This is a genomic window from Lutibacter sp. Hel_I_33_5 (genome assembly GCF_007827455.1).
GTDB lineage: Bacteria > Bacteroidota > Bacteroidia > Flavobacteriales > Flavobacteriaceae > Polaribacter.
In genome coordinates, this window is record NZ_VISM01000001.1 from 1,191,253 (window position 1) to 1,217,336 (window position 26,084).

Annotated in this window: 28 protein-coding genes; 13 read left to right on the forward strand and 15 right to left on the reverse strand. The window is 29.4% G+C overall.

The features are described 5' to 3' along the window. The first annotated feature begins 7 nt into the window (after positions 1–7). Together OD91_RS05150 and OD91_RS05155 are read left to right on the forward strand one after the other, a co-directional pair. Positions 8–598, forward strand: coding sequence for a CopD family protein (locus OD91_RS05150; protein ID WP_144895317.1), 591 nt, complete (start codon positions 8–10; stop codon positions 596–598). Positions 599–606: 8 nt separating this feature from the next. After that, a complete protein-coding gene (locus OD91_RS05155) occupies positions 607–1,827 on the forward strand; it encodes a TCR/Tet family MFS transporter (RefSeq protein ID WP_144895318.1) in 1,221 nt (406 codons plus the stop codon). Positions 1,828–1,835: 8 nt separating this feature from the next. On the opposite strand, the gene recR is transcribed toward OD91_RS05155, so the two are convergent. After that, positions 1,836–2,453: a recombination mediator RecR gene (gene recR, locus OD91_RS05160; protein WP_144895319.1), complete on the reverse strand. Its 618-nt coding sequence runs from the start codon at positions 2,451–2,453 to the stop codon at positions 1,836–1,838. Positions 2,454–2,555: 102 nt separating this feature from the next. Here recR and OD91_RS05165 point away from each other — a divergent pair, with 102 nt between their 5' ends. From OD91_RS05165 to OD91_RS05190, 6 genes are all read left to right on the forward strand, one after another. Continuing rightward, positions 2,556–3,989, forward strand: a complete 1,434-nt coding sequence (locus OD91_RS05165) for a sodium:solute symporter (protein WP_144895320.1) — start codon at positions 2,556–2,558, stop codon at positions 3,987–3,989. A gap of 113 nt (positions 3,990–4,102) precedes the next feature. Next, positions 4,103–4,765, forward strand: a complete 663-nt coding sequence (locus tag OD91_RS05170) for a hypothetical protein (RefSeq protein WP_144895321.1) — start codon at positions 4,103–4,105, stop codon at positions 4,763–4,765. 18 nt (positions 4,766–4,783) lie between these two features. Beyond that, on the forward strand, positions 4,784–5,491 hold the full coding sequence (locus OD91_RS05175; protein ID WP_144895322.1) for a hypothetical protein: 708 nt from the start codon (positions 4,784–4,786) through the stop codon (positions 5,489–5,491). Between the two features lie 46 nt (positions 5,492–5,537). Beyond that, positions 5,538–5,963 (forward strand): hypothetical protein, encoded by a 426-nt coding sequence (locus tag OD91_RS05180; protein ID WP_144895323.1) that lies wholly within the window; start codon positions 5,538–5,540, stop codon positions 5,961–5,963. A gap of 20 nt (positions 5,964–5,983) precedes the next feature. Next, positions 5,984–6,520: a DUF4252 domain-containing protein gene (locus OD91_RS05185; RefSeq protein ID WP_144895324.1), complete on the forward strand. Its 537-nt coding sequence runs from the start codon at positions 5,984–5,986 to the stop codon at positions 6,518–6,520. A gap of 2 nt (positions 6,521–6,522) precedes the next feature. Next, a complete protein-coding gene (locus tag OD91_RS05190; protein WP_144895325.1) occupies positions 6,523–7,137 on the forward strand; it encodes a DUF1684 domain-containing protein in 615 nt (204 codons plus the stop codon). Here OD91_RS05190 and OD91_RS05195 read toward each other — a convergent pair. The 4 genes from OD91_RS05195 to OD91_RS05210 all read right to left on the reverse strand — a co-directional run bounded on the left by OD91_RS05195 (position 7,124) and on the right by OD91_RS05210 (position 9,927). After that, on the reverse strand, positions 7,124–7,828 hold the full coding sequence (locus tag OD91_RS05195; protein ID WP_144895326.1) for a crotonase/enoyl-CoA hydratase family protein: 705 nt from the start codon (positions 7,826–7,828) through the stop codon (positions 7,124–7,126). The two genes, OD91_RS05190 and OD91_RS05195, sit on opposite strands and share 14 nt — an antisense overlap. A gap of 69 nt (positions 7,829–7,897) precedes the next feature. Then, positions 7,898–8,269: a fluoride efflux transporter CrcB gene (gene crcB, locus OD91_RS05200; RefSeq protein ID WP_144895327.1), complete on the reverse strand. Its 372-nt coding sequence runs from the start codon at positions 8,267–8,269 to the stop codon at positions 7,898–7,900. Next, positions 8,269–9,231, reverse strand: a complete 963-nt coding sequence (locus tag OD91_RS05205) for a BT_3928 family protein (protein ID WP_144895328.1) — start codon at positions 9,229–9,231, stop codon at positions 8,269–8,271. The genes crcB and OD91_RS05205 overlap by 1 nt, the downstream gene beginning before the upstream one ends. 162 nt (positions 9,232–9,393) lie before the next feature. Continuing rightward, entirely contained in the window at positions 9,394–9,927 is a 534-nt protein-coding gene (locus OD91_RS05210; RefSeq protein WP_144895329.1) for a DUF1599 domain-containing protein, read from the reverse strand. Positions 9,928–10,011: 84 nt separating this feature from the next. On the opposite strand from OD91_RS05210, the gene OD91_RS05215 reads away from it, so the two are divergent. The 3 genes from OD91_RS05215 to cdaA are packed head-to-tail and all read left to right on the forward strand — an operon-like array spanning position 10,012 to position 12,228. Next, positions 10,012–10,593 carry a TIGR00730 family Rossman fold protein gene (locus tag OD91_RS05215; RefSeq protein ID WP_144895330.1) on the forward strand — a complete coding sequence of 194 codons (582 nt, stop codon included), beginning with the start codon at positions 10,012–10,014 and terminating at the stop codon, positions 10,591–10,593. Then, the gene (gene folP / locus OD91_RS05220) at positions 10,593–11,414 is read left to right on the forward strand and encodes a dihydropteroate synthase (protein ID WP_144895331.1); all 822 of its coding nucleotides are present in this window, start codon (positions 10,593–10,595) and stop codon (positions 11,412–11,414) included. The genes OD91_RS05215 and folP overlap by 1 nt, the downstream gene beginning before the upstream one ends. A gap of 34 nt (positions 11,415–11,448) precedes the next feature. Further along, complete coding sequence (cdaA, locus tag OD91_RS05225; protein ID WP_144895332.1) at positions 11,449–12,228, forward strand: diadenylate cyclase CdaA; 780 nt, start codon at positions 11,449–11,451, stop codon at positions 12,226–12,228. 49 nt (positions 12,229–12,277) lie between these two features. On the opposite strand, the gene OD91_RS05230 is transcribed toward cdaA, so the two are convergent. From OD91_RS05230 to truA, 3 genes are all read right to left on the reverse strand, one after another. Further along, on the reverse strand, positions 12,278–12,712 hold the full coding sequence (locus OD91_RS05230; protein ID WP_144895333.1) for a hypothetical protein: 435 nt from the start codon (positions 12,710–12,712) through the stop codon (positions 12,278–12,280). 66 nt (positions 12,713–12,778) lie between these two features. Next, positions 12,779–14,548: an ABC transporter ATP-binding protein gene (locus OD91_RS05235; protein WP_144895334.1), complete on the reverse strand. Its 1,770-nt coding sequence runs from the start codon at positions 14,546–14,548 to the stop codon at positions 12,779–12,781. Positions 14,549–14,550: 2 nt separating this feature from the next. Next, positions 14,551–15,291, reverse strand: coding sequence for a tRNA pseudouridine(38-40) synthase TruA (truA, locus tag OD91_RS05240; RefSeq protein ID WP_144895335.1), 741 nt, complete (start codon positions 15,289–15,291; stop codon positions 14,551–14,553). Between the two features lie 64 nt (positions 15,292–15,355). Here truA and OD91_RS05245 point away from each other — a divergent pair, with 64 nt between their 5' ends. Beyond that, positions 15,356–15,853, forward strand: a complete 498-nt coding sequence (locus OD91_RS05245) for a metallophosphoesterase (RefSeq protein ID WP_144895336.1) — start codon at positions 15,356–15,358, stop codon at positions 15,851–15,853. Here OD91_RS05245 and OD91_RS05250 read toward each other — a convergent pair. The 4 genes from OD91_RS05250 to OD91_RS05265 all read right to left on the reverse strand — a co-directional run bounded on the left by OD91_RS05250 (position 15,840) and on the right by OD91_RS05265 (position 19,928). Continuing rightward, positions 15,840–17,597 (reverse strand): ATP-binding protein, encoded by a 1,758-nt coding sequence (locus tag OD91_RS05250; protein WP_144895337.1) that lies wholly within the window; start codon positions 17,595–17,597, stop codon positions 15,840–15,842. The two genes, OD91_RS05245 and OD91_RS05250, sit on opposite strands and share 14 nt — an antisense overlap. 96 nt (positions 17,598–17,693) lie before the next feature. After that, positions 17,694–18,380 carry a hypothetical protein gene (locus OD91_RS05255; protein WP_144895338.1) on the reverse strand — a complete coding sequence of 229 codons (687 nt, stop codon included), beginning with the start codon at positions 18,378–18,380 and terminating at the stop codon, positions 17,694–17,696. 175 nt (positions 18,381–18,555) lie between these two features. Then, positions 18,556–19,218: a response regulator transcription factor gene (locus OD91_RS05260; RefSeq protein WP_144895339.1), complete on the reverse strand. Its 663-nt coding sequence runs from the start codon at positions 19,216–19,218 to the stop codon at positions 18,556–18,558. A 278-nt stretch (positions 19,219–19,496) separates the two neighbouring features. Continuing rightward, on the reverse strand, positions 19,497–19,928 hold the full coding sequence (locus OD91_RS05265) for a DUF4293 domain-containing protein (protein ID WP_144895340.1): 432 nt from the start codon (positions 19,926–19,928) through the stop codon (positions 19,497–19,499). 204 nt (positions 19,929–20,132) lie between these two features. On the opposite strand from OD91_RS05265, the gene rho reads away from it, so the two are divergent. Then, the gene (gene rho / locus OD91_RS05270; RefSeq protein ID WP_144895341.1) at positions 20,133–21,740 is read left to right on the forward strand and encodes a transcription termination factor Rho; all 1,608 of its coding nucleotides are present in this window, start codon (positions 20,133–20,135) and stop codon (positions 21,738–21,740) included. A 76-nt stretch (positions 21,741–21,816) separates the two neighbouring features. On the opposite strand, the gene OD91_RS05275 is transcribed toward rho, so the two are convergent. The 3 genes from OD91_RS05275 to lptC form a co-directional block, all read right to left on the reverse strand. Then, positions 21,817–23,955 carry a peptidylprolyl isomerase gene (locus tag OD91_RS05275; protein WP_144895342.1) on the reverse strand — a complete coding sequence of 713 codons (2,139 nt, stop codon included), beginning with the start codon at positions 23,953–23,955 and terminating at the stop codon, positions 21,817–21,819. 85 nt (positions 23,956–24,040) lie between these two features. Continuing rightward, positions 24,041–25,306 carry a hemolysin family protein gene (locus tag OD91_RS05280; RefSeq protein ID WP_144895343.1) on the reverse strand — a complete coding sequence of 422 codons (1,266 nt, stop codon included), beginning with the start codon at positions 25,304–25,306 and terminating at the stop codon, positions 24,041–24,043. Between the two features lie 211 nt (positions 25,307–25,517). Continuing rightward, positions 25,518–26,084, reverse strand: a complete 567-nt coding sequence (lptC, locus tag OD91_RS05290; RefSeq protein ID WP_144895345.1) for an LPS export ABC transporter periplasmic protein LptC — start codon at positions 26,082–26,084, stop codon at positions 25,518–25,520.

Sequence of the window (26,084 nt, forward strand, 5' to 3'; positions counted from 1 at the left end):
GAATATTATGGATTTTTTATACGTAAAGTCACTACACATCATTTTTGTAATTACTTGGTTTGCTGGGTTATTTTATATTGTTCGTTTGTTTATTTATCATGTAGAAGCAGAAAAAAAAGAACAACCTGCAAAAGACATTTTGCAAACTCAATATAAATTGATGAGTAAACGCTTGTGGTATATTATTACGTGGCCTTCTGCAATTTTAGCAAGTATTTTTGCTTTTTGGATGCTCTATAAAAATCCTGTTTTTTTAGAAATGCCTTGGATGCATGTTAAGCTTGCCTTTGTTTTAGCTTTATATTTTTACCATTATTCTTGTCACAGAATATTTAGCCAGCTACAAAAAGATATTGTAAAATATTCTGCTTTAAAACTGAGAATGTTTAATGAAATTGCAACTATTATTTTATTTGCTATTGTATTTTTAGTTACGTTACAAAGTGCCATAAATTGGATTTGGGGTGTTGTAGGAATCATCATTTTTGGAATTATCATGATGTTAAGTATCAAACTATATAAAAGAATTAGAGAACAAAAAAGTTGGGACAAACATGAAAAAGAATTATTAAAAGAAGATAAAAAGAATAAAAACTAACACCTTTAATGAGCAAAAACAAAAAGCAAGCGGCATTAGGTTTTATCTTTATTACCATGCTAATTGATGTGATTGGCTGGGGAATTATTATTCCCGTTATTCCAGCATTAATAGAACAATTAATTGATGGTGACATCAGCGAAGCTGCTAAAATTGGTGGTTGGTTAACGTTTGCGTATGCTATTACTCAATTTATATTTGCACCTTTAATTGGTAATCTTAGCGACAAGTTTGGGAGAAGACCAATTATCTTAATTTCACTCTTTGCTTTTACATTAGATTATATTTTATTAGCATTTGCACCCACAATTACTTGGTTATTTATCGGTAGAGTAATTGCTGGAATTACTGGCGCAAGTATTACTACTGCATCCGCATATATTGCAGATATTAGTACTCCAGAAAATAGAGCTAAAAACTTTGGAATGATTGGCGCTGCATTTGGTTTAGGCTTTATTATTGGACCAGTTATTGGCGGATTACTTGGTCAATATGGAGCTAGAGTTCCGTTTTATGCAACTGCCATTTTATGTTTCATCAACTTTTTATATGGTTATTTTATTTTACCAGAATCTTTATCAAAAGAAAACAGAAGGGCTTTTGATATTAAAAGAGCAAATCCGATTGGAAGTTTTTTACGCTTAAAAAAACATCCTAAATTAATAGGTTTAGTAATCGCTATGTTTATTTTATATACGGCATCACATGCTGTACATAGTAATTGGAGTTATTTTACCATGTATCAATTTAATTGGGATGAAAAAATGGTTGGATTATCGTTGGGGATGATTGGATTAATGGTTGCTTTAGTGCAAGGTGTTTTAATACGTTGGGTAAACCCTAAGTTAGGAAACGAAAAAAGTATTTACTCAGGTTTCTTTTTATATAGTTTAGGAATGTTCTTATTTGCTTTTGCTACAGAAAGCTGGATGATGTTTGCTTTTTTAATTCCGTACTGTTTAGGTGGAATTGCTGGTCCTGCATTGCAAGCAGTAATTTCGAATCAACTTCCTGCAAATGAACAAGGCGAAATTCAAGGTACCTTAGCCAGTTTAATGAGCGCTTCAGCAATTGTTGGCCCACCTTTAATGACAGGAATATTCTATTACTTCACTCATAATGAGGCTCCTTTTAAATTTGGTGGCGCACCTTTCTTATTGGGTGGGATTTTAATGTTGATTAGTGCGATTATTGCTTATTATTCAATTAGGAAATCCTCAACCAAATAATATATTAGCTAAGCCTTCAAACTATTTTCAAAAGGAATTCTATTAACGATTGATCTACCTAAAGTAACTTCATCAGCATATTCTAATTCATCACCCACAGAAATTCCACGGGCAATAGTTGATGTAGTAATATCAAATTGCTCTATTTGTTTATAGATATAAAAGTTGGTAGTATCACCCTCCATTGTTGAACTTAAAGCAAAAATGAGTTCTTTAATTTCTCCGTTTGAAACTTTATTTACTAAAGACTCTATTTCTAAATTTTGTGGACCAATTCCTTCGATTGGTGAAATTTTACCTCCTAAAACATGGTACAATCCTTTAAATTGTAGCGTACTTTCAATAGCCATTACATCACGGATATCCTCCACTACACAAACAATTTCTGGGTTTCTTTTCGGGCTATTACAAATATCACACAGAACAGTATCAGAAATATTATGACATTTCTCACATGACTTTACATCATTTCTTAAATGCAACAATGCTTCCGATAAATAACCTGTATTTTCTTTCGGTTGTTTTAGCAAATGCAGCACTAAACGCAGGGCAGTTCGTTTTCCAATTCCAGGTAAACGAGACACTTCATTTACTGCGTTTTCTAATAATCTAGATGAGAAATCCATGAATGTAAAATTACTAATTATGAATTACGATTTATTAATTTTCAATTAAAATTTTAAAAAACTTATATTCGTAATTCATAATTCCAAATTAGTAATTCACCCATGCAACCACTTCATGTTTTATTTTTAATCATTGGCTATTTCGCAGTGTTGATATTCATTTCTTACATCACTGGAAAATCTGCTAATAACGAAACTTTCTTTAAAGCAAACAACTCGTCGCCTTGGTATTTAGTGGCTTTCGGAATGATTGGCGCATCACTTTCTGGTGTCACATTTATTTCTGTTCCTGGTTGGGTAGAAGCACAAAGTATGAGTTATATGCAAATGGTTTTGGGGTATATTGTTGGATATGCAATTATCGGCTTGGTGCTACTCCCACTCTATTACAGATTGAATTTAACTTCTATTTACACCTATTTACAAGACCGTTTTGGAAATTATTCTTATAAAACTGGCGCCTCATTTTTCTTATTATCAAGAACAATTGGTGCTGCTTTTCGATTATTTTTAGTCGCAAACGTCTTACAATTATTATTGTTTGACGCGTATGGAATTCCGTTTTGGGCAACCGTTACGATTACTATTTTACTGATTTGGCTATATACTTTTAAAGGAGGAATAAAAACGATTGTTTGGACAGACACCTTACAAACCTTATTTATGTTAATCGCCGTAGGAGTTTGTATTTATACTATTTCTGGCGAATTACAAATCAGTAATTTATTTTCTTATGTAGCCGATAGCGAATTATCTAAAACCTTCTTTTTTGATGACTGGAAAACTGGAAATTACTTTTGGAAACGATTTTTTGCTGGTGCTTTTATAGCAGTAGTTATGACAGGCTTAGATCAAGATATGATGCAAAAAAACTTGACATGCAGAAATTTAAAAGATGCGCAAAAAAACATGTTTTGGTTTACTATCGTTTTGGTAGTTGTTAACTTTTTCTTCTTAGCACTAGGTATTTTATTAACCGATTACGCTCAAAAAAACGGAATCGATGCTCATAAAGATTTATTATTTCCAACCATTGCTGGTAAAGGGTATTTAGGATTATCTGCTGCTTTATTCTTTTTATTAGGATTGATTGCTGCTGCGTATTCTAGTGCAGATTCTGCTTTAACGTCTCTTACCACTTCTTTTAGTATTGATATTTTAGAAATTGATAAAAAAGAAGACAAAGCACAACAAGAAAAGTCAAGAAAAAAGATTCATGTATTATTTTCTTTTGTTTTAATAGCTACTATTTTAATATTTAAATACTTTATTGCTGATGAAAGTGTGATAGCAAAAATCTTCACATTTGCAGGATACACTTATGGTCCTTTATTAGGCTTATATGCTTTTGGATTGTTTACAAAACTAAACGTAAAAGACAAACTGGTTCCTTTAATATGTATCCTTTCTCCTTTTATTTCATTCGGAATAAATGAATTCACTAAAGCATCTTTTGGGTTTGATTTTGAATTTTTCATTCTAGTATTGAATGGCTTACTTACTTTTATTGGATTATATTTGATTAAAAAGAAATAATAGATAAACTTAATCTTGGCATAAAACTTCAATAATAAAGTTATGTGATAGCTTTAAAAAAATGGCATAATTCTTGCAGATATTTTAAGAAATAATTAACAAAAGCAAAAACTATGAAAAGAAATGTCACTTACCTTGTTATTTTATCAATCATGATTTCTTCATGTTCTGCTAAAAAAGAAATTGCTCAAAATTTTAATGAAAATTTTCACATAAGTCAATTTATTTCTAAAATTGATGGAGAAAAACAAATACTAAATGAATTAGTTTTTGGAACAAATTACATTAAAAAACCTACAGATATACAAAAAGCACTCTATGATAAATTCGGCAAATGGAATACCAAAACTTATATAAAAAACACTAATGAACCAATATTAATTTGGGAAAACATCTCTTTATTTGACCATCTAGATAGTAAATTTACTATAGCATCTTATGGAGGAATAAGTTTAAATAAAAAAGTGGCTTCAGTTATCATTTTAAATAAAAACAGAGCAGATATCTTATCTGAAAAATCACCGATTAGAAACCAAGTAGCTTATGAGTTTTCTAAGCTGCTAAGAAATAAAAAATCGAGTAATGAATTTTTAAATATTTACTTAAGTGAGTTTCACCCTAATATAAAAGATAAATCAATCTATGTTTACGGAACTAATTATAAGAGATTTGATTATATAAACGCTAGAAAAGGAAATTTTGACTTACCTGCTAAAACTATAGTTTACACATATGACAACTACGGATTTAACATTAATGAAAATACAAACTATTAATAATTTTAATTAATCATTATGAAAAAAAAGATCTCTTACCTTGTTATTTTATCAATCATGATTTCTTCATGTTCTGCTAAAAAAGAAATTGCACAAAATGTAAACGAAAACTTCTATATAAATCAGTTTACATCTAAAACTGAAGGAGGAAAACAAATACTAAATGAATTAGTTTTCGGAACAAATTACATCAAAGAACCTACTGATATACAAAAAGTACTTTATGATAAGTTTGGTAAATGGAATACCAAAACTTATATAAAAAACACTAATGAACCAATATTAATTTGGGAAAACATCTCTTTATTTGACCATATAGATAGTAAATTTACAATAGCATCTTTTGGAGGAATGAGTTTAAATAAAAAAATTGCTTCTGTAATTGTTTTAAATAAAAATGGAGCAGATATCTTATCAGAAAAATCTCCAATTAAAAACCATATTGCGTATGAATTTTCAAAGTTACTTAGAAATAAAAAAACTTCTAATAAGTTTATTAAAGAATATATAAATGAATTCCACCCATATTTAAAAGACAAAAGTAAATATGCAGGTGGATTGCTTAAAATGTATGTTCATCCTAATGGTAATAAAATTTCAACAATTTCTGACAACTATCTTCAAGTAAATTATTCTACATGGCCACAAATAACTTACAACAAAGGAGGTAAGGCAACTGTACATTCCTTACTAGCAGGAAATTTAGGTGGTTTTTTGGGGAATTAATTAAACTTTATACATTTCTATTTAACAGACAAGTATATAAATCAGTATGAAAAAAAGAATTATTTTAATACTACTACTTACATCAACCACTACGTTTAGCCAATTAAAAATTACAGGGTATTTTGATGCCAAAATTGGATTAAATTATGCTTTTACAGATAATTTTCAAGTTGAACTAAGTGCTAACGATAATTTAAACAGTGAATTTGGTGTAAATTTAAGCATACTCTATAAAATCATCAACAAAGAAGATTATAATCTTAATTTTGGAGCTGGAATAACAACGTTTCCGTTTCATTCGAAATTCCTTCCTTTTTACGAGAGTGCTTTTTTACCTTTACAAATAGAAATCACACCTTTTAAAGAATTACGAAATTTTGGATTAGTTGTAGAAACTGCCTATCATTTTTCTGAACTAAATGGTAAATCTGGAATTCGTAATTCAGTTGGTATTCGATATATTTTTGATTAAATTTATCGGAAATCTAAATCATGTACAAAAAATCATTTATTATAATCGCTTGCTGTGTTTTATTTTCTTGCGGAAGCGGACGAAGTTTTCAATCTTTTTTTAATCAACATAAAAATGATATTGGCGTAACCGCTTTTCAGGTTCCAAATTTTATGCGCGCCTTAGTGAGAACTATCTCTCCAGAAATTAATACGCTTTTTGGAAATGTAAGAGATTTTAAATTCATCACTTTTAATGATATTTCAAAAATGAAACAAACTGAATTAATTACAGAAATAAATGCAGTTACAGCAAATAAATTTACTGATGTCTTAAGAAAAAATACCTTAGAAAAAACCAAAATAGTTTCTGTAAAAGAAGATGGTGATGTTGTAACCCAAGCCATCATTTTTAATTCAACCTTAGAAAAAACGACTGCTTTCTATTTAAAAGGAAGGTTTGACCCTAATCGTATTAAATCATTATCAGAAACCAATCAATTTGAAAATTTATCAAATAAGCTCATTCAGAATTATCAATCTACACCTTTAATACCTGGATTTAATCCAAATAATTAATCATGAAAAAGATATATTTATTATGCTTCTTAACTGTATGCATTTCTTGTAATTCTCAAGACAAAAGAGCTTTGGTCGGAGAAACCGAATATCAACAGAAAGAAAATAGTAGGTTTAAAGATGCTTCGAAATCACCTTTAGATAAGAAAGATTTAAAAAACTTTAAAGGTTTAGAATTCTTTCCAATAGATTCAACCTTTATTGTAAATGCTACCTTTACTAAAATTGTTGATGCTCCTATTTTTGAAATGGCTACTACTACTGATAGAAAACCATTATATAAAAAATATGGGGTATTAAATTTTATAATTAATGGAAAAGAATTACAACTTACCATTTATCAAAGTCAAAGTAATTTAGCCAGTGAAGAATATGAAGATTATTTGTTTTTACCTTTTACGGATGACACTTCAGGAGAAGATTCTTATGGTGGTGGACGTTATATGGATGTAATGATTTCTGATATTAATAAAGACGGTACTGTTGCCTTAAACTTTAACAACACATACAATCCTTATTGTGCTTATAGCGATCGTTACTCTTGTCCGTTAACGCCAAGAAAAAATCATTTAGACATTGAGATTAACGCAGGAATTAAGGTTTTTAAGAAGCATTAATAGAAATATTACCAGCGCTATCTAATTCAATTGCTTTTTCTAAAGCATCTAAATGTGGTTTTCTAACTTTTAATTTTGTTTCTGCATGTGCTTTTCTGTTTAACTTAGCAGACATTTCTGCTACTTTAATTGCAGTGGGTAACAAATGGTTTTCTGGTACAATAATATCAAAGAAACCTGCTTTTATCGCATCCTTAGGGTTAAAGATTTCAGCATTATTCACACACCTGTTTAAATACACTTCTGATAATCGAGATTTAGCAATAGCAATTCCAGCATGATGCATCGTCATTCCAATCATCACTTCATTTAAACCGATTTTAAACTCACCTTCTACCCCTATTCTATAATCTGAAGACAGTAATAAAAAAGCACCTTTAGCAATTGCATGACCAGAGCATGCTATGATAATTGGTTTTGGAAAAGACAACATTCTCAATGAAAGTAGAGAACCTTTTGTGACTAATTCTTTTGCAGATTCAGGCGATTTTGTCATCACTTTCAAATCAAATCCAGCAGAAAAAATCCTAGGTTGCCCAGTTAAAATCACAACTTTATTATCTTCTTCAGCTTTGTCAAAACTAGTATTTAATCCCTCAATAACTTCATGAGAAATAGCGTTTGCTTTTCCGTTATTAATGGTAATTATTGCATAATTTTCTTCTGACTGATATTTTACTGCTTCGTTCATTATGTTATCTTAATTATGTGTTCTCTATAAAAATTTATTCATCCTTCATAAATTCACTCGAAATGACGTTTATATAAATTTAACCAAATACATTCCTGTAAAAACTGCTAAAAATCCTACTGCAAAACTTGCAATGGTATAGATTGCAAATGTTGCGAAATCTCCTGTCTTTAATAACTGATGATTCTCATAAGCAAAGGTTGAAAATGTAGTAAAACCTCCACAAAAACCTGTTGCTAGCAGCAAGGTTGATCCTTGAGAAAGTGTTTCATTTTTTGCTGCCATTCCTAAGATAATCCCTATTAATAAACTTCCTAGAATATTTACTGTAAATGTTCCGTAAGGAAAACCTCCATTAGCATTGGTTAACCATTTTCCGACTAGAAAACGAAGTGCACTTCCAAATCCACCTCCAACAAAAACTAATAATAGTTGTTTCATTAATACGTTATTTTATCAGCATCAATCCAATTGTATTTTTGTGTAACAGTTCCTTTATTCAAAATCATAATTCCTGGATTTCCTCTAATCATTGTTTTTAAAGTGGTTTCATCACAGAAAAGGAATTCAAAAGATAAGTTATGTTTTTCTTGTGCAAGTAACAAATCGTCCGAAAAAGAAGCGGAAACACCATAAACAGTATATCCTTTCTGTTTGGCTTTATTAGCAACCTCATTGATTTTAGGAAATCCTTCAACATCAGATTTTCCTAGATTATATACAATTATTAACATCACTTTTTCTTTTGCTAATAATTCTGGAGCTAAATCGTTTTGAGAATCTTCTAAAGAAAAATCATGTACAGGCGGAATTTTACCATCGTTCTTATACTCCATTCCTTCATTAATATTTTTACCAACAGCATACGCTCTAAAATCTATTATAGGTAGATGAGTTAGTACATGATACGTAATGTATAAGGAAACAAACAGTGAAAGATACGTTATAATAGTTGCAAAACTCTTTGAGAAAATTGGTTTAATATCTGAAATTCTAAAGGTTAAAAAGACTATTAAAATTGTTAAAATAACATCTTTATAAAAGGATTCCCAAGGTGATAATTTTATTGCATCACCAAAGCAGCCACAATCTGTAACTTTATTATAATAAGCAGAATACCAAGTTAGAAATAAGAAAACAATGATTAAAATTAGTAAGCTCCAAACTGTTAATTTGGATCTCCAACCAACCAAAATTGCAAATCCTAACACAATTTCTGCTACAATTAAAAGAATAGCAAATGGCAAAGCATAGGGTATTAAAAACTCTATATCTAAAACTGTTTCAGAAAAATATTCTTGAAATTTGTATTGAGAACCTATAGGATCAACCAATTTTACAAAACCAGAAAAAATGAATAAGCCACCTACTATAATTCTTGCGATTTGAACTAGTATTTTCATTTATATTTATTTATTAATATTATTAAAATGTCTAAAAAAAGAACAGCTATAGATATCAAAAAAATAGTAATAGCTAAAGAATAATTATCAAAAAATGCAAAGAACACTCCACAAAGTATTGCTATAAAACAAATTGCATAAAAAATAATTTTATTCATTCTGTTAATCTAAATGAATCATAGCAAAAACAGCATAATTAATCATATCTTGGTAATTAGCATCAATTCCTTCAGAAACTATAGTTTTCCCCTTATTATCTTCTATTTGCTTTACACGCAATAGTTTTTGAATAATTAAATCTGTTAAACTAGAAACACGCATATCTCTCCATGCTTCACCATAATCATGATTCTTATTTAACATTAATTCTTTGGTAATCTTACTATGCTTGTCGTATAATTTTGTTGCCTCTTCTGTAGATAAATCAGGGTTTTCTACAACACCTAATTCTAACTGAATTAACGCCATAATAGAATAATTTATAATACCGATAAATTCAGACTTTTCTCCTTCATCAACTTTTCTAACTTCATTTTCTTGCAATTGACGGATTCTTTGTGCTTTAATAAATATCTGATCGGTTAAAGATGGTAAGCGTAAAATTCGCCAAGCAGAACCATAATCAGACATTTTTTTTATAAATAAACTCCTACATGCTTTTATTACAGCATCGTATTGTTCTTTTGTTTTTTGCATTTTTTAGTAAAAAGTATTTGTGTAAAAATAGTAAAACTTCAACGCATTTCATTTATTTTTACTGTGAATTTATCAATCCTTCTAATGAAAAAAATAGTTGTTTTTTGTGGATCTAGCTTAGGGTTTAATCCTATCTATAAAAATGCTGCAATAACATTAGGAAATCACTTTGCAAAAAACAATATCGCTTTAGTTTATGGCGGTGGTAAAATTGGAATGATGGGCACTTTAGCGGATACAATTCTTGCTCAAAATGGAGATGTCATTGGTGTAATTCCGAAGCTTTTGGAAAAGGAAGAAGTTATTCATACTGGTGTTGAAGAAATGGTTGTGTGCAAAAACATGAGTGAACGCAAAGTGATTATGAGTAAATTAGTGGATGGATACATTACACTTCCTGGTGGTTTTGGAACTTTAGATGAACTTTTTGAAGCCTTAACATTAGGACAATTACACATTGAACAAAAACCGATTGGACTTCTAAATATTAATGATTTTTTTGACGCTACTTTACAACAATTAGATAAAATGGTTGAAGAAGGGTATTTAAAACAAAAAAACAGAGAAATGCTTTTAGTAGATTCAACTGTAGATGGATTAATGCTAAAAATGAACACTTATAAAGCACCTAAAATCACTTCAATAATTAACAAAGTTGTTAGCTAATGACCATAAATTGTAACGGAAAATTTATTGATCTATCTTTTCCTAAAGTAATGGGGATTCTAAATATTACTCCCGACTCTTTTTTTGATGGCGGTAGTTATAAGAACAATAAAGACATCCTTAAACAAACTGAAAAGATGTTAACCGAAGGTGCAACATTTATAGATGTTGGCGCATACTCTTCTAGACCAGGAGCTACACATATTTCTGAAGATGAAGAGCTAAAAAGAATTGTTCCGATTATTGAATTACTGATTAAAAGTTTTCCAGACATTATTATTTCTGTGGATACCTTTAGAAGTAACGTTGCTAAAGAAACTATAAATATAGGCGCAGCAATTATCAATGATATTTCTGGCGGAAAAATGGATAACAACATGTTTACAACTGTTGCAGAATTACAAGTTCCGTATATTTTAATGCATATGTTGGGTACACCACAAAACATGCAAAGAAACCCTGAATACAAAAATGCAACTACAGAACTTATTTCTTTTTTTACTGAACAACTCTATAAACTTCGTCAATTAAAATTGAATGATGTTATTATTGATGTTGGTTTTGGTTTTGGAAAAACCATAGAACATAATTTTGAATTGCTTAAAAACTTAGCACTCTTCAAAAATTTAGATGCACCCATTTTAGCAGGAATATCTAGAAAATCTATGCTGTATAAAACCTTAGATATTTCTGCACAAGAAGCTCTTAACGCGACTACTTCTGCCAATACTATTGCATTATTAAGTGGCGCTAACATATTACGTGTTCATGACGTGAAAGAAGCTATGGAAGCAATTAAAATTGTTGAGCAGCTAAAATAATATTTAGTATTTTTACGCAAACATCAAACTTTTAATGTTAGACTTTATAGAATTTTCTTTTTTGGATGTACTAGATATTTTATTAGTAGCCATTCTACTCTATTATATTTATAAGCTTTTAAAAGGTACCGTTGCCATTAATATTTTTATTGGAATAGCACTTATTTTTATTATCTGGAAAACAACACAGGTACTTAAAATGGAAATGCTAAGCGGAATATTAGGTTACCTACTTTCTGGAGGTGTAATTGCTTTAATTATTGTATTCCAACAAGAAATTAGGAAATTCTTATTAATGATTGGTACCACAAATTTTTCTACTAAAAGAAATTTTTTAAAACAGCTAAAATTCTTAAAATCAGAAATTAGTTCAGAAATCGATAGTGATACAATAGTAGATTCTTGTAGAAAACTGTCTAAATCAAAAACTGGTGCTTTAGTTGTTATTGAACGTACAAATAGTTTAGATTTTTTAATTAATACTGGTGATAAAATGAATGCGTTGGTAAACGATGCAATCTTACAAAGTATCTTTTTTAAAAATAGCCCGTTACACGATGGAGCCACTATTATTAGAGATAATTATGTGGTAGCAACACGAGTTGTTTTACCGATTTCTGACAGCACAAAAATTCCTGCAAGATTTGGATTAAGACATAGAGCTGCAATTGGTGTAACTGAAAAAACAGATGCTGTTTGTTTACTAGTGTCAGAAGAAACAGGAGAAATATCGTATATAAAAGATGGAGAGTTTGAATTATATGCAGATTATAACGAACTCAGCGAAAAACTTAGAAGTGATTTATCTTCATAAAAAATGCGCTCATAGAGCGCATTTTTTTATCATTTTAAAAGACTTCAACTTATTTAGCTGGTGCCATTTTAGATTGAATAGCACTCATAACTCCTTTAAATTTAGATGCATCATCAGCACTTAAAGAACCTAATAAATCTTTTCCTTTAGCTGCTAATTGAATTCCTTTTTTAGCTAAAGAAGCATTTTTAAGTACATCGCCTTTTGCAGCAATATAATCATTAGCATACGAAGCATAATTCTGTAAATGCTTAGTTACCTCAGCATTTTCGAAATTAGGAATTGATACACCTGCTAAAGCAGACTCAACTTTCTCTACAACCGTTTTAGCAGCTTCCTTAACTTCTGTAACAGCTTCTTTGGTTACTTCTTTCGCTTCAGTTACAACTTCTGTCGCTGCTTCCTTAGCTTCTTTTTTCTCACTTTTACAACCAGTAACTAATAACGCTCCAACTGCAAACACAGATAAAATTAATTTTTTCATTTTTTTGATTTTTATGTTATATGATTTACACAAAGTTAACGGAATAATGGTGACTTACCAAATTAACTACGAAGCTATTTCTAAACTAAACTGCTTGTCGTACAGGTTTTTATAATATCCATCAACTTTTTCTAGTAGTTCTTGATGACTTCCTTCTTCCACAATCAATCCATCATCCATCACAATAATCTTATCTGCTTTTTTTATTGTAGCTAATCTATGTGCGATAACAATAGAAGTTCTCCCTTTAGTAATTGTATCTGTTGCATATTGAATCATTTGTTCTGCATGAGAATCTACAGACGATGTGGCTTCATCTAAAATTAAAATACTTGGTTTACTTACATACGCTCTTAAAAAAGCAATTAATTGCCTTTGACCCGAAGATAACATTGCTCCACGTTCTTTCACATTATAGTGATAGTTCTTTGGTAGCGACATTATAAAATCGTGAATACCAATTTTCTTTGCGGCGTCTTGTACTTCCTCTAAAGTTATAGTTGGATTTTTTAAAGTGATATTATTTAGGATTGAATCTGAAAACAAAAATACATCTTGCAAAACAATAGCAATTTGCTCTCTTAAAGATGCAAGTTCATAATCTTCTACTTTAGTTCCATCAACAGAAATAGTTCCACTATCAATTTCATAAAAACGATTTATTAGATTAATAATAGTCGATTTTCCTGCCCCAGTAGCTCCAACAATGGCAACAGTTTGTCCTTTTTTAACTTCTAAAGAAATCCCTTTTAAAACCTCTTCATTTTTTATATAACTAAAACGCACATCTTTAAAACTGATATCTCCTTGTAAATTTTGCGCAATAACAGTTCCTTTATTTTCAATATTACTCTCTGTATCAATCACTTTAAAAACGCGTTCACCGGCAACGATACCCATTTGTAATTGATTAAATTTATCGGCAATTTGACGCAAAGGTCTAAACAACATTTGAGACATTCTTACAAAAGCAATAATTCCTCCAACTGTTGCTGCTTCTCCGGCAATAACCTGTAAACCACCATACCAAACAATTAAACCGATGGCTATTGATGATAAAATTTCTGCAATAGGAAAGAAAAAAGAGTAATACCAAATAGTTTTTATATAGGCTTTTTTATGCTTGTTATTGATTTCTTTAAAATTCTGATATTCAATTTTTTCTCTATTAAATAACTGAACTATTTTCATACCAGTAACACGTTCTTGCACAAATCCATTTAAGTTAGCAACCTCATCTCTAACTTGTTGAAATGTTCCTTTTATGGCAACTTGAAAAATTTTGGTTGCGTAAATTAAAATAGGTAGAACGGTAAGCGCAATTAAGGTAAGTTTCCAGTTCATAAAGAACATCACACAAATTACTACTAACATTTTTAAAATATCACTTACAATATTAAAAACACCATTCGTAAAAAATGCTGAAATAGTTTCTAAATCAGAAACTACTCTAGTTACTAATTTACCTACCGAAGTAGTATCGAAATACCCCATTTTAAAATGTAATATTTTCCTAAATGTTTTTGCTCTAATATCTCTAACAATATGTTGTCCAACCCAACTAGAATAATATGTAAACAACAGTTGAAAAACAAATTCTGTTAATGTAAGCGCAAACAAAATTTTCATATAATACATCAGTGTATTAACGTCTTTTGTATCTACAAAACTATTGATGGTTTTTGACAGTATATAGGGATTTATTGCAGAAACTAAGGATAATAAAATAGCAGAAGATGATGCCACAAAAAAGATCAATCGATATCTTTTTGCAAAACTCATTAGTCTTGAAAAAATCTTTACATCAAATGCCTTACCTGTTATTTTTTTGCTCATTATTATTCCTTAATGTAATCGTATGAAACCTTTGCTAAAAATAATCCTTTTGCAGGAACTGACAATCCAGCGTTAGATCTATTTTTACTTTCAATTATTTTCCTAAATTCCTCTACTGTTGTTTTTCCTAAACCTACATCTACTAAAGTCCCTACAATTGCTCTAACCATATTTCTTAAAAATCGATTTGCAGAAATATAAAACCTCAAATCTTTTCCATCTAATTTCCAAACTGCATTTGTAACTGTACAATTGTATGTATAGACTTCTGTTTTAACTTTAGAAAAACACTGAAAATCTTCGTATTCTAATAAAAGTGAAGCCGCTTTATTCATCAGCTCAATATTTAATAGCTGTGAATGTATTTGCCATGAAAAGTCTAAGTTAAACGGACTCCTACCCAACCAAATTTTATACTCATAGCTTCGTTGTGTAGCGTCAAATCTAGCATGTGCATCATCAGTAACTAAAAACACTTTAGAAACTACAATATCTTCTGGCAACATTGAATTTAACTTAAAACTAAAATTATCTTCAATTTTAGTTTCTACATCAAAATGTGCAAAAAGTTGTTTTGCATGTACACCAGCATCTGTTCTTCCTGCACCAACGACATCAATTTCTGTTCTTAAAATAGTACTTAATACTGTATTTAATTTTTCTTGTACAGAAGTTGCATCTGGTTGTTTTTGCCAACCGTGATAATTTTTTCCGTGATAAGAAAATTCTATAAAATACCTCAAAAAAAGTGCGCTTTAGTAAACAGTAAAATTACGGATTTTATTTTGTTATTAGTACTTTCGTTCTGTGAAGAAAATCTTATTACTTTCCGATACTCATAGTTTTATTGATGATCAAATTTTAAAGTTTGTAAAACAAGCTGATGAAGTTTGGCATGCTGGCGATATTGGAGATTTAAAGGTAACCGATACTATTAAAAAACTAAAACCCCTACGTGCCGTTTATGGAAATATTGACGGAGCAGACGCTCGTTCAGAATTTCCTTTGGATAATAAATTTGACCTTGAATGTGTTTCTGTTTGGATAACACATATCGGTGGCTATCCAAATAAATACAATCCTAGAGTTAGAGAAGCATTACAAAAAGAATCTCCCAAACTCTTTATTTGTGGGCATTCTCATATTTTAAAAGTTCAGTTTGATAAAAAACTAAATTTATTACATATAAATCCTGGTGCAGCTGGTAATCATGGATTTCATAAAGTAAGAACCATGGTTCGTTTCACTATAGATAAGGGTGAAATAAAAAACTTGGAAGTTATAGAACTAGCTACAAGAGGTTAATAGGTTCTCTTTCAATTATTGGTACATCTATAGTTACTTTAGTACCATTTTTATTATTTGAATCTATAAAGAATTCACCCTTCATTACTTGCACCCGTGCATCGACTTGGTTAATACCTAAACCATTTTTTTTAATAATATTTTTCTTATTAAAACCAATACCATTATCTGTAACATCTATAAATAACCGATTGTCCCTTTCTTCTAAATGAATTGTTGCTTTGGTAGCTTTACTATGCTTTAAGATATTATTGAACAGTTCTTGTATAATGTTATAGGTTTTAATTTCAAAACCTTCATTATATCGTTGTATATTTTTAATAGAAGTTTTAAAAGTAATTTCAGAATTAGAGTATTTATCGGCAATATCATTTACAGCATAACGCAAACCAAATTTCAATAAAATTGACGAAACCAATGTATGTGATAAATCTCTAATTTTTTTAGAAGCCTCTGAAATAATAACTTGTGTTTTATCTATCTCTTCCGGAGTTTGTCCGTTAAAGTGTTTTTTGGTAGCTTGTAAATGCATACTTGCAGAAGATAACAATGCACTTACATTATCATGTAAGGTTTCAGAAATCAATTTACGTTCTTCAGATTTACCATCTAGTGTAGCATTCAACACTCGAATTTGAGAATCTGAACGCAATTTTTCTATTTTTCTTTTCTGTATTAACTCTTTTTGAGCCAATTCTAAGCCTAGATTCTTTTGTTTAAGCTTATAGGTTTTAAGGAAATATAATAAAGTAAGGATTAATAATGTTGCTATTGCTCCAACAACCCAAAAAGTTTGTTGTGCTTTAAGGCGCTTAGTTTCTTCTTGTTGTACTCCAAGCAATTTCCCTATTTCAAAATTCTTTTCGGCACTAATTTTTTCTACAAATTTCCTCAGTTCATTTTCTCCAAGTTTATCACTAATATCATATGATTTTTGCTGATATTCATATGCTTTAAAATCTTCTAACTTATACATTGCATATGCCAAATTAAAATACAAATCTGCTTTATATCTGTCTATTTTTAAGCCTTTAACATTTTCAATAAATTTTAAAGCTTTCAAAGTAGTTTGCTTTGATCTTTTTAAATCTTTTTTAAATAAATATATGTTTGCTAAATTTCCATAGGCGCCTGCTAAATCATAAAAATTATTTGTGAAATTTTTTTCAATATCTATTGAAATATTAGCATAATTTTCAGCTTTTACAAAAAGACTATCGTGTAAATGTAAATTCGACAAATTGCTATATGCTTTAGATTTTAACTTTAGAACAGTATTTTTTAATGAACCCGAGTTTATAACTCTATTATAATAATGAACTGCACTATCTTTAAAAAAAGTGATACTATCATTATTTTCAAGCAACCTATGATAAGCAACTCCTATTTTAAAGTTGTTTTCTACAATTTTAAAATTATCATGCAAACTTGTTATACCTTCTTTTAAACTAACATTATTTTCATCAATAGAAAACAGCATTAAACTTTTCTTAAAATACTTTACAGCTTTTTTATATGATTTTGTTTGATACCATATTTTAGCTAACAAATAATTTGCTGAAGCATATATATTTTTTTCTTGTTTATCCTTAGCATCATGTAAAACTTCTGTTGCTATTTCTATTGACTTTTCATATTTTTTTTCATTAAATAAGCTATCAGCCTTTTCATATTTTTTTATTAAAACACTATCAATATTTTGTCCATACATGTAAACAACTAAAGAAGTTTTGTTGATTAACAAAACTTCTTTAGTTGTTTTAGAATTAACTTTTACACAAAAAATTATTGTATAAAAAAATATTATTATTTTTATTATGCTCTTCAAATACTTTATAAGTTAATCTCTTATTATAGCTCTCGGAACTCTAGATGTTGTACTTGAAGCAATTCTTGACGAACTACTTCCATAGTGATTAACAAAAGTGATCAACAAATCTTCTCCATCTTCTTTAACAAAATTCTCTGAAAAATTCTTTCCATTTCCTTTTCCTTTACGCAAATGTATTTCATATTCATTTGTATCAGCGTTATAAATGGTATTTACATCAATTTTCTCTTTAACTTTAAAATCTAAAGTATATACATTATCTGCATTACCTTCTATACTATATTCTTTTAAATATTTATTGCCATTATCAACTCTTGCGTTTGTAGCCAATTTAATATTATCATCTATAATAGTGAAATTATGAGCTCTTTTATTGGTTCTTGTATCAACAAAACCTATTTTTAATCCTTCACCATCTAACTCTACGTTTCTGTTATAAGATGTTTTAGTTGTATTCTTAGTCGAATATAAGTAAATTTCGTTAGTTTTTGTATCTGTATTCTTAACTAATTCTGCTCTTGTATTATTAGAAACACCGTAATCTATAGAGTATGCACCTGATGCATCTCTTTTTACTCTAAATGATTTAAGTGAATTTTCTTCTGCTGTTAGATCTTCAGTTAACGTTTCAGTAGTACATGATGTGAATCCTACAACTAGTAGTATAGCTAGTACTTTAATTTTTAAAAATTTCATGAGTTTAGTTTTGTAAGGGATTATTGAGGGATTTGTTTTTGAATTTTTATTATAAAAATAAAGCAAGCTTTCAATGTATGCATAAAATATATAGATTGTGGGGCAAATATCTCTTTTAAAGTGATTTAAATAGGGGCAAATTAAAATCTTTTTAGAGTACTTATTAGGGGGTAGTCTATATAATTTTATGTTTAACCGCATACATTGCTAAGCCTACTGAATTTTTTACATTTAATTTTTTTAATAATTTTTGTCTATGTGTTTTAACTGTATTTTCACTTACATTAATTTTTTTAGCAATTTCAGATGTATTCAATTCTTTTGCTATTAACCGAAGTACTTCTACTTCTCTATCTGTTAACTCTTCTGAAATAAAAAAGCCCTTTGGGAAATCTCCCTCTACAGCTTCTTCACCTGTAAAAACCTTAAATAAGTTTTCTTTTATATCGTCACTAAAGTAAGTACCTCCATTTGCAACTTTCAAAATGGCATTTACAATGTGCTCTCCAGCATTGTTTTTAGAAATATATCCTTTTGCTCCAATTTCCATAATTTCTTTAACAAAATTTGGGTCATCAAAACTAGATAGGATAATTGTTTTTTGCTCTATTCCTTTTTCTTTAAAATATCGCAAAACTTCAATTCCTCCAACTTCTGGCATGCTTATGTCTAATATTAAAACATCAGCAGAATTTTTCTCTAACCATTTAATTACTTTCGTACCGGTCTGAGAATATCCTTTTACCTCAATGCTACTTTCCGTATTTATTACTGCAATGACTCCTTCGATTACTATCTTATGATCATCTGCAATGTGAACTTGAACTTTTCTCTTCATCTTTCTTAACGTTACAAATATATGGTCACTTTATAAATCTCACAATCACCCTTTATGATGAAATTGCCCTCATTATAAATGATGAGGGAGGCCTCATCATTTATAATGAGAGCAATATATTAAAAATTTGATAGTCAACAAGTTAATTGTTTTTATTTTTAAAAAAAACTACTGTTTTATAAAAATATTTAATTTGGTTAAAATTCTTAAAAATGTCTAAAATTAAAAAAACCGAGAAATTTTCCCGGTTTTTTCTACACTAAATATACTAGTTAGGTTTATCGTAATCTATCTACAGATTTTACAAGATCTTCATCCTTCTTAATTGCTTTATTTGCTAAAACTAAAAGCAAAACCACAACAAGCGGTAAAAACATCCCAATACCCTTCTTAGAAACAGCAGCTTCTCCAGATAATGTTAGTGATACATATACTAATATTCCTAATAAAAAAAAGTTAATCAAAATAACAATGCGTCCTAATACAAATTGTAATTGCCTATTCTTAAACAGAAAAATAGTACAAAAACTAATGATTGCTGATACTATAAAAAGAACAGGGATTATTTTTTTTAATAATTCTGACTCATTAAACAAATCTATAGCAAAAACATTAGTTGTTAAAGACGACCATAAGTTACACACAAAAATCAACCCACCAGCTACTGCGGATGCTAGTATTAAATAGATTGATTGTATTCTTTGTATCATACTTATATAATAGGTGAGCAAAAGTAAACTTTTCTTTTTTAAAAGAAAAGTTTGTAAATCAAAATAATTATATATATTTGTTACTATTAAGCAACTACGCCCAATATTATTGTAGAACGTTTTACAATATTTAAATCATAAAAATTTATCAAAAACCATTAATCAATAATTCTACGATTAATATTATAACTTAATATAAAATACATGTTCGAAATCTCGGATCTTAAGGCTAAAACTTTAGCTGATTTACAAGAAATAGCCAAAAAAGTAGGCCTTACCAAAACCAGTCAATTAAAAAAATTAGATTTGGTTTATAAAATACTAGATATTCAGGCTGCTAATCCAACAACTAGTGAGCCTAAGAAAACTGAAAAGCCAAAAAGAAAACGAGTGGCTAAAAAACCTACTGGTGAAAATGTTACTACCAACAAACCAGTAGAAAGTAAAAAACAACCTGTTGTTGAAAAAGTTGAAACTACTAAAGTTAAAACACCTAAAGCAGAAGCTACAAAAGAGGTTTCAAAACCTAAAGAAAGTGTATCAGAAAAAAAAGCTGAAGTTCCTGTAAAAAATAATCCTCAACAAAATAAAGGTAATAACAAGAACAACAATCAATCTAAAAATAATCACCAAAGAAATAATAACAACAATAGAAATCCAAAAAACGGAAATCGATATAGAGATCCTGATTTTGAATTTGATGGAATTATAGAAAGTGAAGGTGTTTTAGAAATGATGCCAGACGGTTATGGTTTTTTACGTTCATCGGATTACAACTATTTATCATCTCCAGATGATATTTATGTATCGCAATCTCAAATTAAATTATTTGGTTTAAAAACTGGTGATACAGTTAAAGGAAATGTGAGACCTCCTAAAGAAGGTGAAAAATACTTTCCTTTAATTAGAGTTTCAAAAATTAACGGACTAAATCCTAATATTGTTAGAGATAGAGTTTCTTTTGAGCATTTAACGCCGTTATTTCCTCAAGAAAAATTCAATTTAGCAGAAAAAGGAAGTTCACTTTCTACACGAATTATCGATTTGTTTTCTCCTTTAGGAAAAGGACAACGTGGTATGATTGTAGCACAACCTAAAACTGGTAAAACAATGTTATTAAAGGATGTTGCCAATGCAATTGCATCGAATCATCCAGAAGTATATCAAATTGTTTTATTAATTGATGAACGTCCAGAAGAAGTTACAGATATGCAGCGTAGTGTACGTGGTGAAGTAGTTGCTTCTACTTTTGACGAACCTGCGGATAAACATGTACGTGTTGCCAACATTGTTTTAGAAAAAGCAAAACGTTTGGTTGAATGTGGTCATGATGTTGTAATTCTTTTAGATTCTATTACACGTTTAGCTAGAGCCTATAATACTGTCGCTCCTGCTTCTGGAAAAATTCTTTCTGGTGGTATAGATGCAAATGCTTTACATAAACCAAAACGTTTCTTTGGTGCTGCACGTAACATAGAAAATGGTGGTTCTTTAACGATTATTGCTACCGCACTTACAGAAACTGGTTCTAAAATGGATGAAGTAATCTTTGAAGAATTTAAAGGTACTGGTAATATGGAACTACAATTAGATAGAAATATTTCTAATAGAAGAATCTATCCAGCAATTGATTTAATTAAATCTTCTACTAGACGTGACGATTTATTATTAGATGCTAAAACTGTACAAAGAATGTGGGTATTACGTAAATACTTAGCAGATATGAACCCTATTGAAGCAATGGAATTTATTAACGAACGTATTAAGTTCTCTAAAAATAACGATGAGTTTTTAATCTCTATGAACGGATAAAAATCAATTCTTAATTCAAACTAAAAAAGGCACTCAATTTGAGTGCCTTTTTTAATATATTAATATTTTTTATTAATTAAATTCCGTAGAAATTAGATCTTTCATCTTTAATTTCTGTAGCTTTTTTAACAGCTTCATACATGCTAAATGTCTTATTCCTTAGTTGCTCAGACATTCTTTTTCTTTCAGCATCATAATTAGGTAATAAGGTAGGTAATTCTTTAGTGTTTACTACAAAAGCAAATACTCCTTTTGTTCCTTCAATTTTATTATATAATTGATTTTCTTTAGCGTTAATCATTGCTCCAACAACTTTTGGCGAAGCACCTACACCAGTTAATGTTGGCGTTTTTAATGTAATACCAGACGCTTGTCTAACAGAAGTGTTATTAGCCTTACTTAATTCAGCTAAATTACCTCCAACCATTTTTTCCATAATGATTTGTGCTTTCTTTTCGTTTAACAGAATTGGTTTTACTCTTCCGTTTGCTTTTTCTGGAGACAACAACCCTTTTTCTAAATTCTTAGTAAGGATAGCTACAACATGCTTACCTTCTAAATCAAACCTTTTATAAGAACCTATTTTTGTATCTCTATTAAATGCCCAAGAAACAATTTGACGTTGATTTCCTAAACCAGGAACATTTTCATCTAACACTTTTAAACCAATAGCAGGTTTTGGTGAATAATTTTTCTCCTTAGAAATAGTTAAGTAATTTTTCACATCTTTAGAAATTGCTTGTGCGTAATTTTCCGATTCTTGAAAAACTGCGTTTTCTGTAGCCTCTGATGCTATTATTTTTCTACCAAATGTTGATAGCTTTACAGCATTTTGATAATTCTTTTGATCTTCAATTTTAATTACATGAAATCCAAATGCTGTTTTAGCAATACCAATAGTTCCTTTTTTGTTTTGGAAAGCAAAGTCTCTAAACTCAGGTACCATTCTAGAGTAATTAAACCAATCTAATTCACCACCTTTATCTGCATTCGATTTATCTGCAGAAAGCTCTTTTGCTAAAGCAGTAAACTTTCTACTATTTCTTTTTAAAACACTAACTAAACTATCAGCAGTTTTTTTAGCTTGTTCTTCTGTTTGTTTTGTTTCTGCTGTTGCAGATCTAGAGCCAATAAATGGAATTAATATATGACTTGCTTTTACAGAGTCTGGCATGCTTACAACTTCTGTTATTTTAGAAATCTTAAAAAAACCAGCATCTTTATAAGGCCCAAAAACATCTCCTAATTTACCATTAGAAACTCCTTCAGCAATTTCGCTAGAAAGTTGATTCTTAAATTTAAAGTTAGTATCTAAATTAACGTCAGAAGGGTTTTCTGATAAAAACTCAGCTACATTATCCGTATTTCTAAATCCTTTTACTATAACCTGACCTTTAGTAACAGTACTAAATTCTTCTTTATCTTCTAATAATTTAGCAACCTCTGCTTTAATTGTTTCTTCATCTGCTGCTGTTGGAGAAATATCAAATTGCATATAAGCAAGATCTCTTGTAGCTTCAGTTTTAAATTCGTTTTGATGACTATTTATATATCCTTTAATCTCACTATCAGAAACTGTTACTAAGCTATCTGCAATAGAAGTATAAGGTACATACACATATTGTGCACTCAACTTTGTGTTTTCACTTACATACTTAGTTTCTCCTTCTTTTAAAGAAGCTCCTAGACCAGCAGAAACAAGGTTATTATAAATAGTTATCTTAGAATTATCTCTAAGTTGATTCATATACTTTGTCCAGGCAGTAAAAAGTTGTGGATTGTTTGTTTCAGCATCTTTTAAGAATTGCTTAAACTTATCTGCATCAAAAATTCCAGCTTCATTTTGATATTCAGGATTGTTTTTGATATTAGGAATATTAACCATTTGTCTCCAAACATCTTCTTCACCAACACTAACACCAGCATCTTCTAAAAGATTTTTGTAAATTTTCTTCTTTACCAATTCATCCCAAACATTTTTAGCTGCTTGCATTTCAGAACCTCTATTTCCAGTTCTTGTTTTATAGTCTTCTATTTCTTGCGCAAACTCCTGTCTAGTAATGGTTTCTCCATCTACTTCACCTATTTCGTTTACTTTACTTGAGTTAAAAAAATCTCCTATCGTAGAAGGGTCTAAAACAAATGCAAAAAGTGCTAAACCAATTACAAGTATTAAGAACATTGAACGTTCTCTAATTTTAGATAAAATTGCCATAGTTTGTTTAATTTATTTACAGTTGGCGAAGATACAATTTGGCTTTTAATAATGCAACATAAATAAGTAACGATATTGTGTTGCTCTAGCCCTCTATTGGCAACACTTTTAAATAAAGTGTATCTATTTTAGACGAACTGACCTTTAAGATTTTAATTACAAAATTCTCTATAGTAATTTCTTGGTCTTGCTCTGGAATATTTTCTGTTTGATGAATGATAAATCCTCCTAAAGTTTCATAGGCTTCCTCTTTCGGAATATTTAAATCATATTCTTCATTTAAATAATCCACTTCTAATCGTGCAGAAAAATGATATTCTGTTTCATTAATTTTTTCTTCCAGAAAGTCTTGAGTATCATGTTCATCTTCTATTTCTCCAAATAATTCTTCCACAACATCTTCAACTGTAATGATTCCTGAAGTTCCACCATATTCATCAATAACAACAGCAATACTTTTTCGCTTTTTTATCAAACTATTTAAAACATCATTAATCATCATAGATTCTGGAACGATTTCTACAGGCAATAAAATTGACTTAATCGTTTTTGGTTTTTTAAACAGTTCAAATGCATTTACATAACCAATAATTTCGTCTAACGAATTTTTATAAACCAAAATTTTAGAATACCCAGTCTCTATAAAGAGTTGTTTTAAATTTGTTACTGTTTCATGAACTTCAACAGCCATAATCTCAGTTCTTGGAACCATAACCTCTCTAGCTTTCACATTTTGAAACTCTAAAGCATTTTGAAAAATTTGAATTTCTGAATCTACTTCTTCATCTTCATTACCCGTTTCTAATTGCTCAGAAATATAATTCCCCAATTCCTCTTTACTAAATTCTGTCTGCTCCTTATCTGCATCTGTTTTAAAGAAAATCTTTAAACAAAAATCAGATATTAATGTTATAAATTCAGAAATAAAATGAAACAATATATAAAAGAAATAAGCTGGTAACGCAAATATTTTTATAACTTGATTTGCATAGACTCTAAAAATTGCTTTAGGTAAAAACTCTGCAGTAATTAATATTATTAACGTAGAAATTAATGTTTGAAATAATAAAATTGTAAACTCATTAAAGCTACTTAATGGTAAAAACTTAACAAGTAACTTCCCCATAAAATAACTATAAATCACCAAAGAAATATTATTACCCACTAACATTGTGGTTATAAATTTGGATGACTTTTGTGTAATTTTAGAAAGAACTTTAGAAAGAAATCCTTTCTTTTTTTTCTCTAATTCTAAATGAAGTTTATTGGCAGATACAAATGCAATCTCCATCCCCGAAAAGAATGCAGATAAGATAATCGATATGATTATGACAATGATTTGTATTTCCATTAGCTACAGAGAAACTATTTGTTTGAGCTGTTTCTCTTTTCTACTTTTTTTCTAAAATGTCTTTTAAATAGAAATACTAAGGTAATAATAATTGCGAAAACTAAAAATAAGTACGCTCTTTCCCTATCTGAATTCCAACGTAAAAACACTTCTATTAAGCAAATAATTGCTACTATTAAGTATCCGTACTGAAAAAATTTCCAAAGTTTGTTCATTGTTCTGTTGTTTCTAAGTTTCCTGAAATATTTTTAGACACCCATTTACTTAAATCTTCTTTAGACTCAAAACCAACACCTCTAATGGTATCATTTTGTTTCATAAAAGTAAACGGTTTCTCCGAAACAAAATATTGGGTATTTTGATCCCAAAACATTTGTTCTGTTTCTAATCTTGAGTTTTCTGTATGATTTAGTACAACTACATTTCCTTTAATTTCTGAAATGGCTGTTTTAGAATATGACAACGCATAATCACCTAAAATAGTTACAGAATCTTTTCCATCATTTTCAAAATTGATGATTTTTAAACCTTTTGGAAACTCGTTATATGGATGTTTATCCCTGTTACTAAAATCATGTAAAAGAGGTGTGATTAATTTTGATGTTACTTTACCGGAGTCCTTATAAACATGAAAAGCATTTTTTGCCACACCGATAGGTAAATTTTTGTCCGCTAGAAAATCTCTAACTTCTTTATTGGTATTTGTACAAGAAAAAAACATTGCTATTGAACAAACAATAGCAATGCTTTTAAATAATATCTTGATATGTTTTACCAT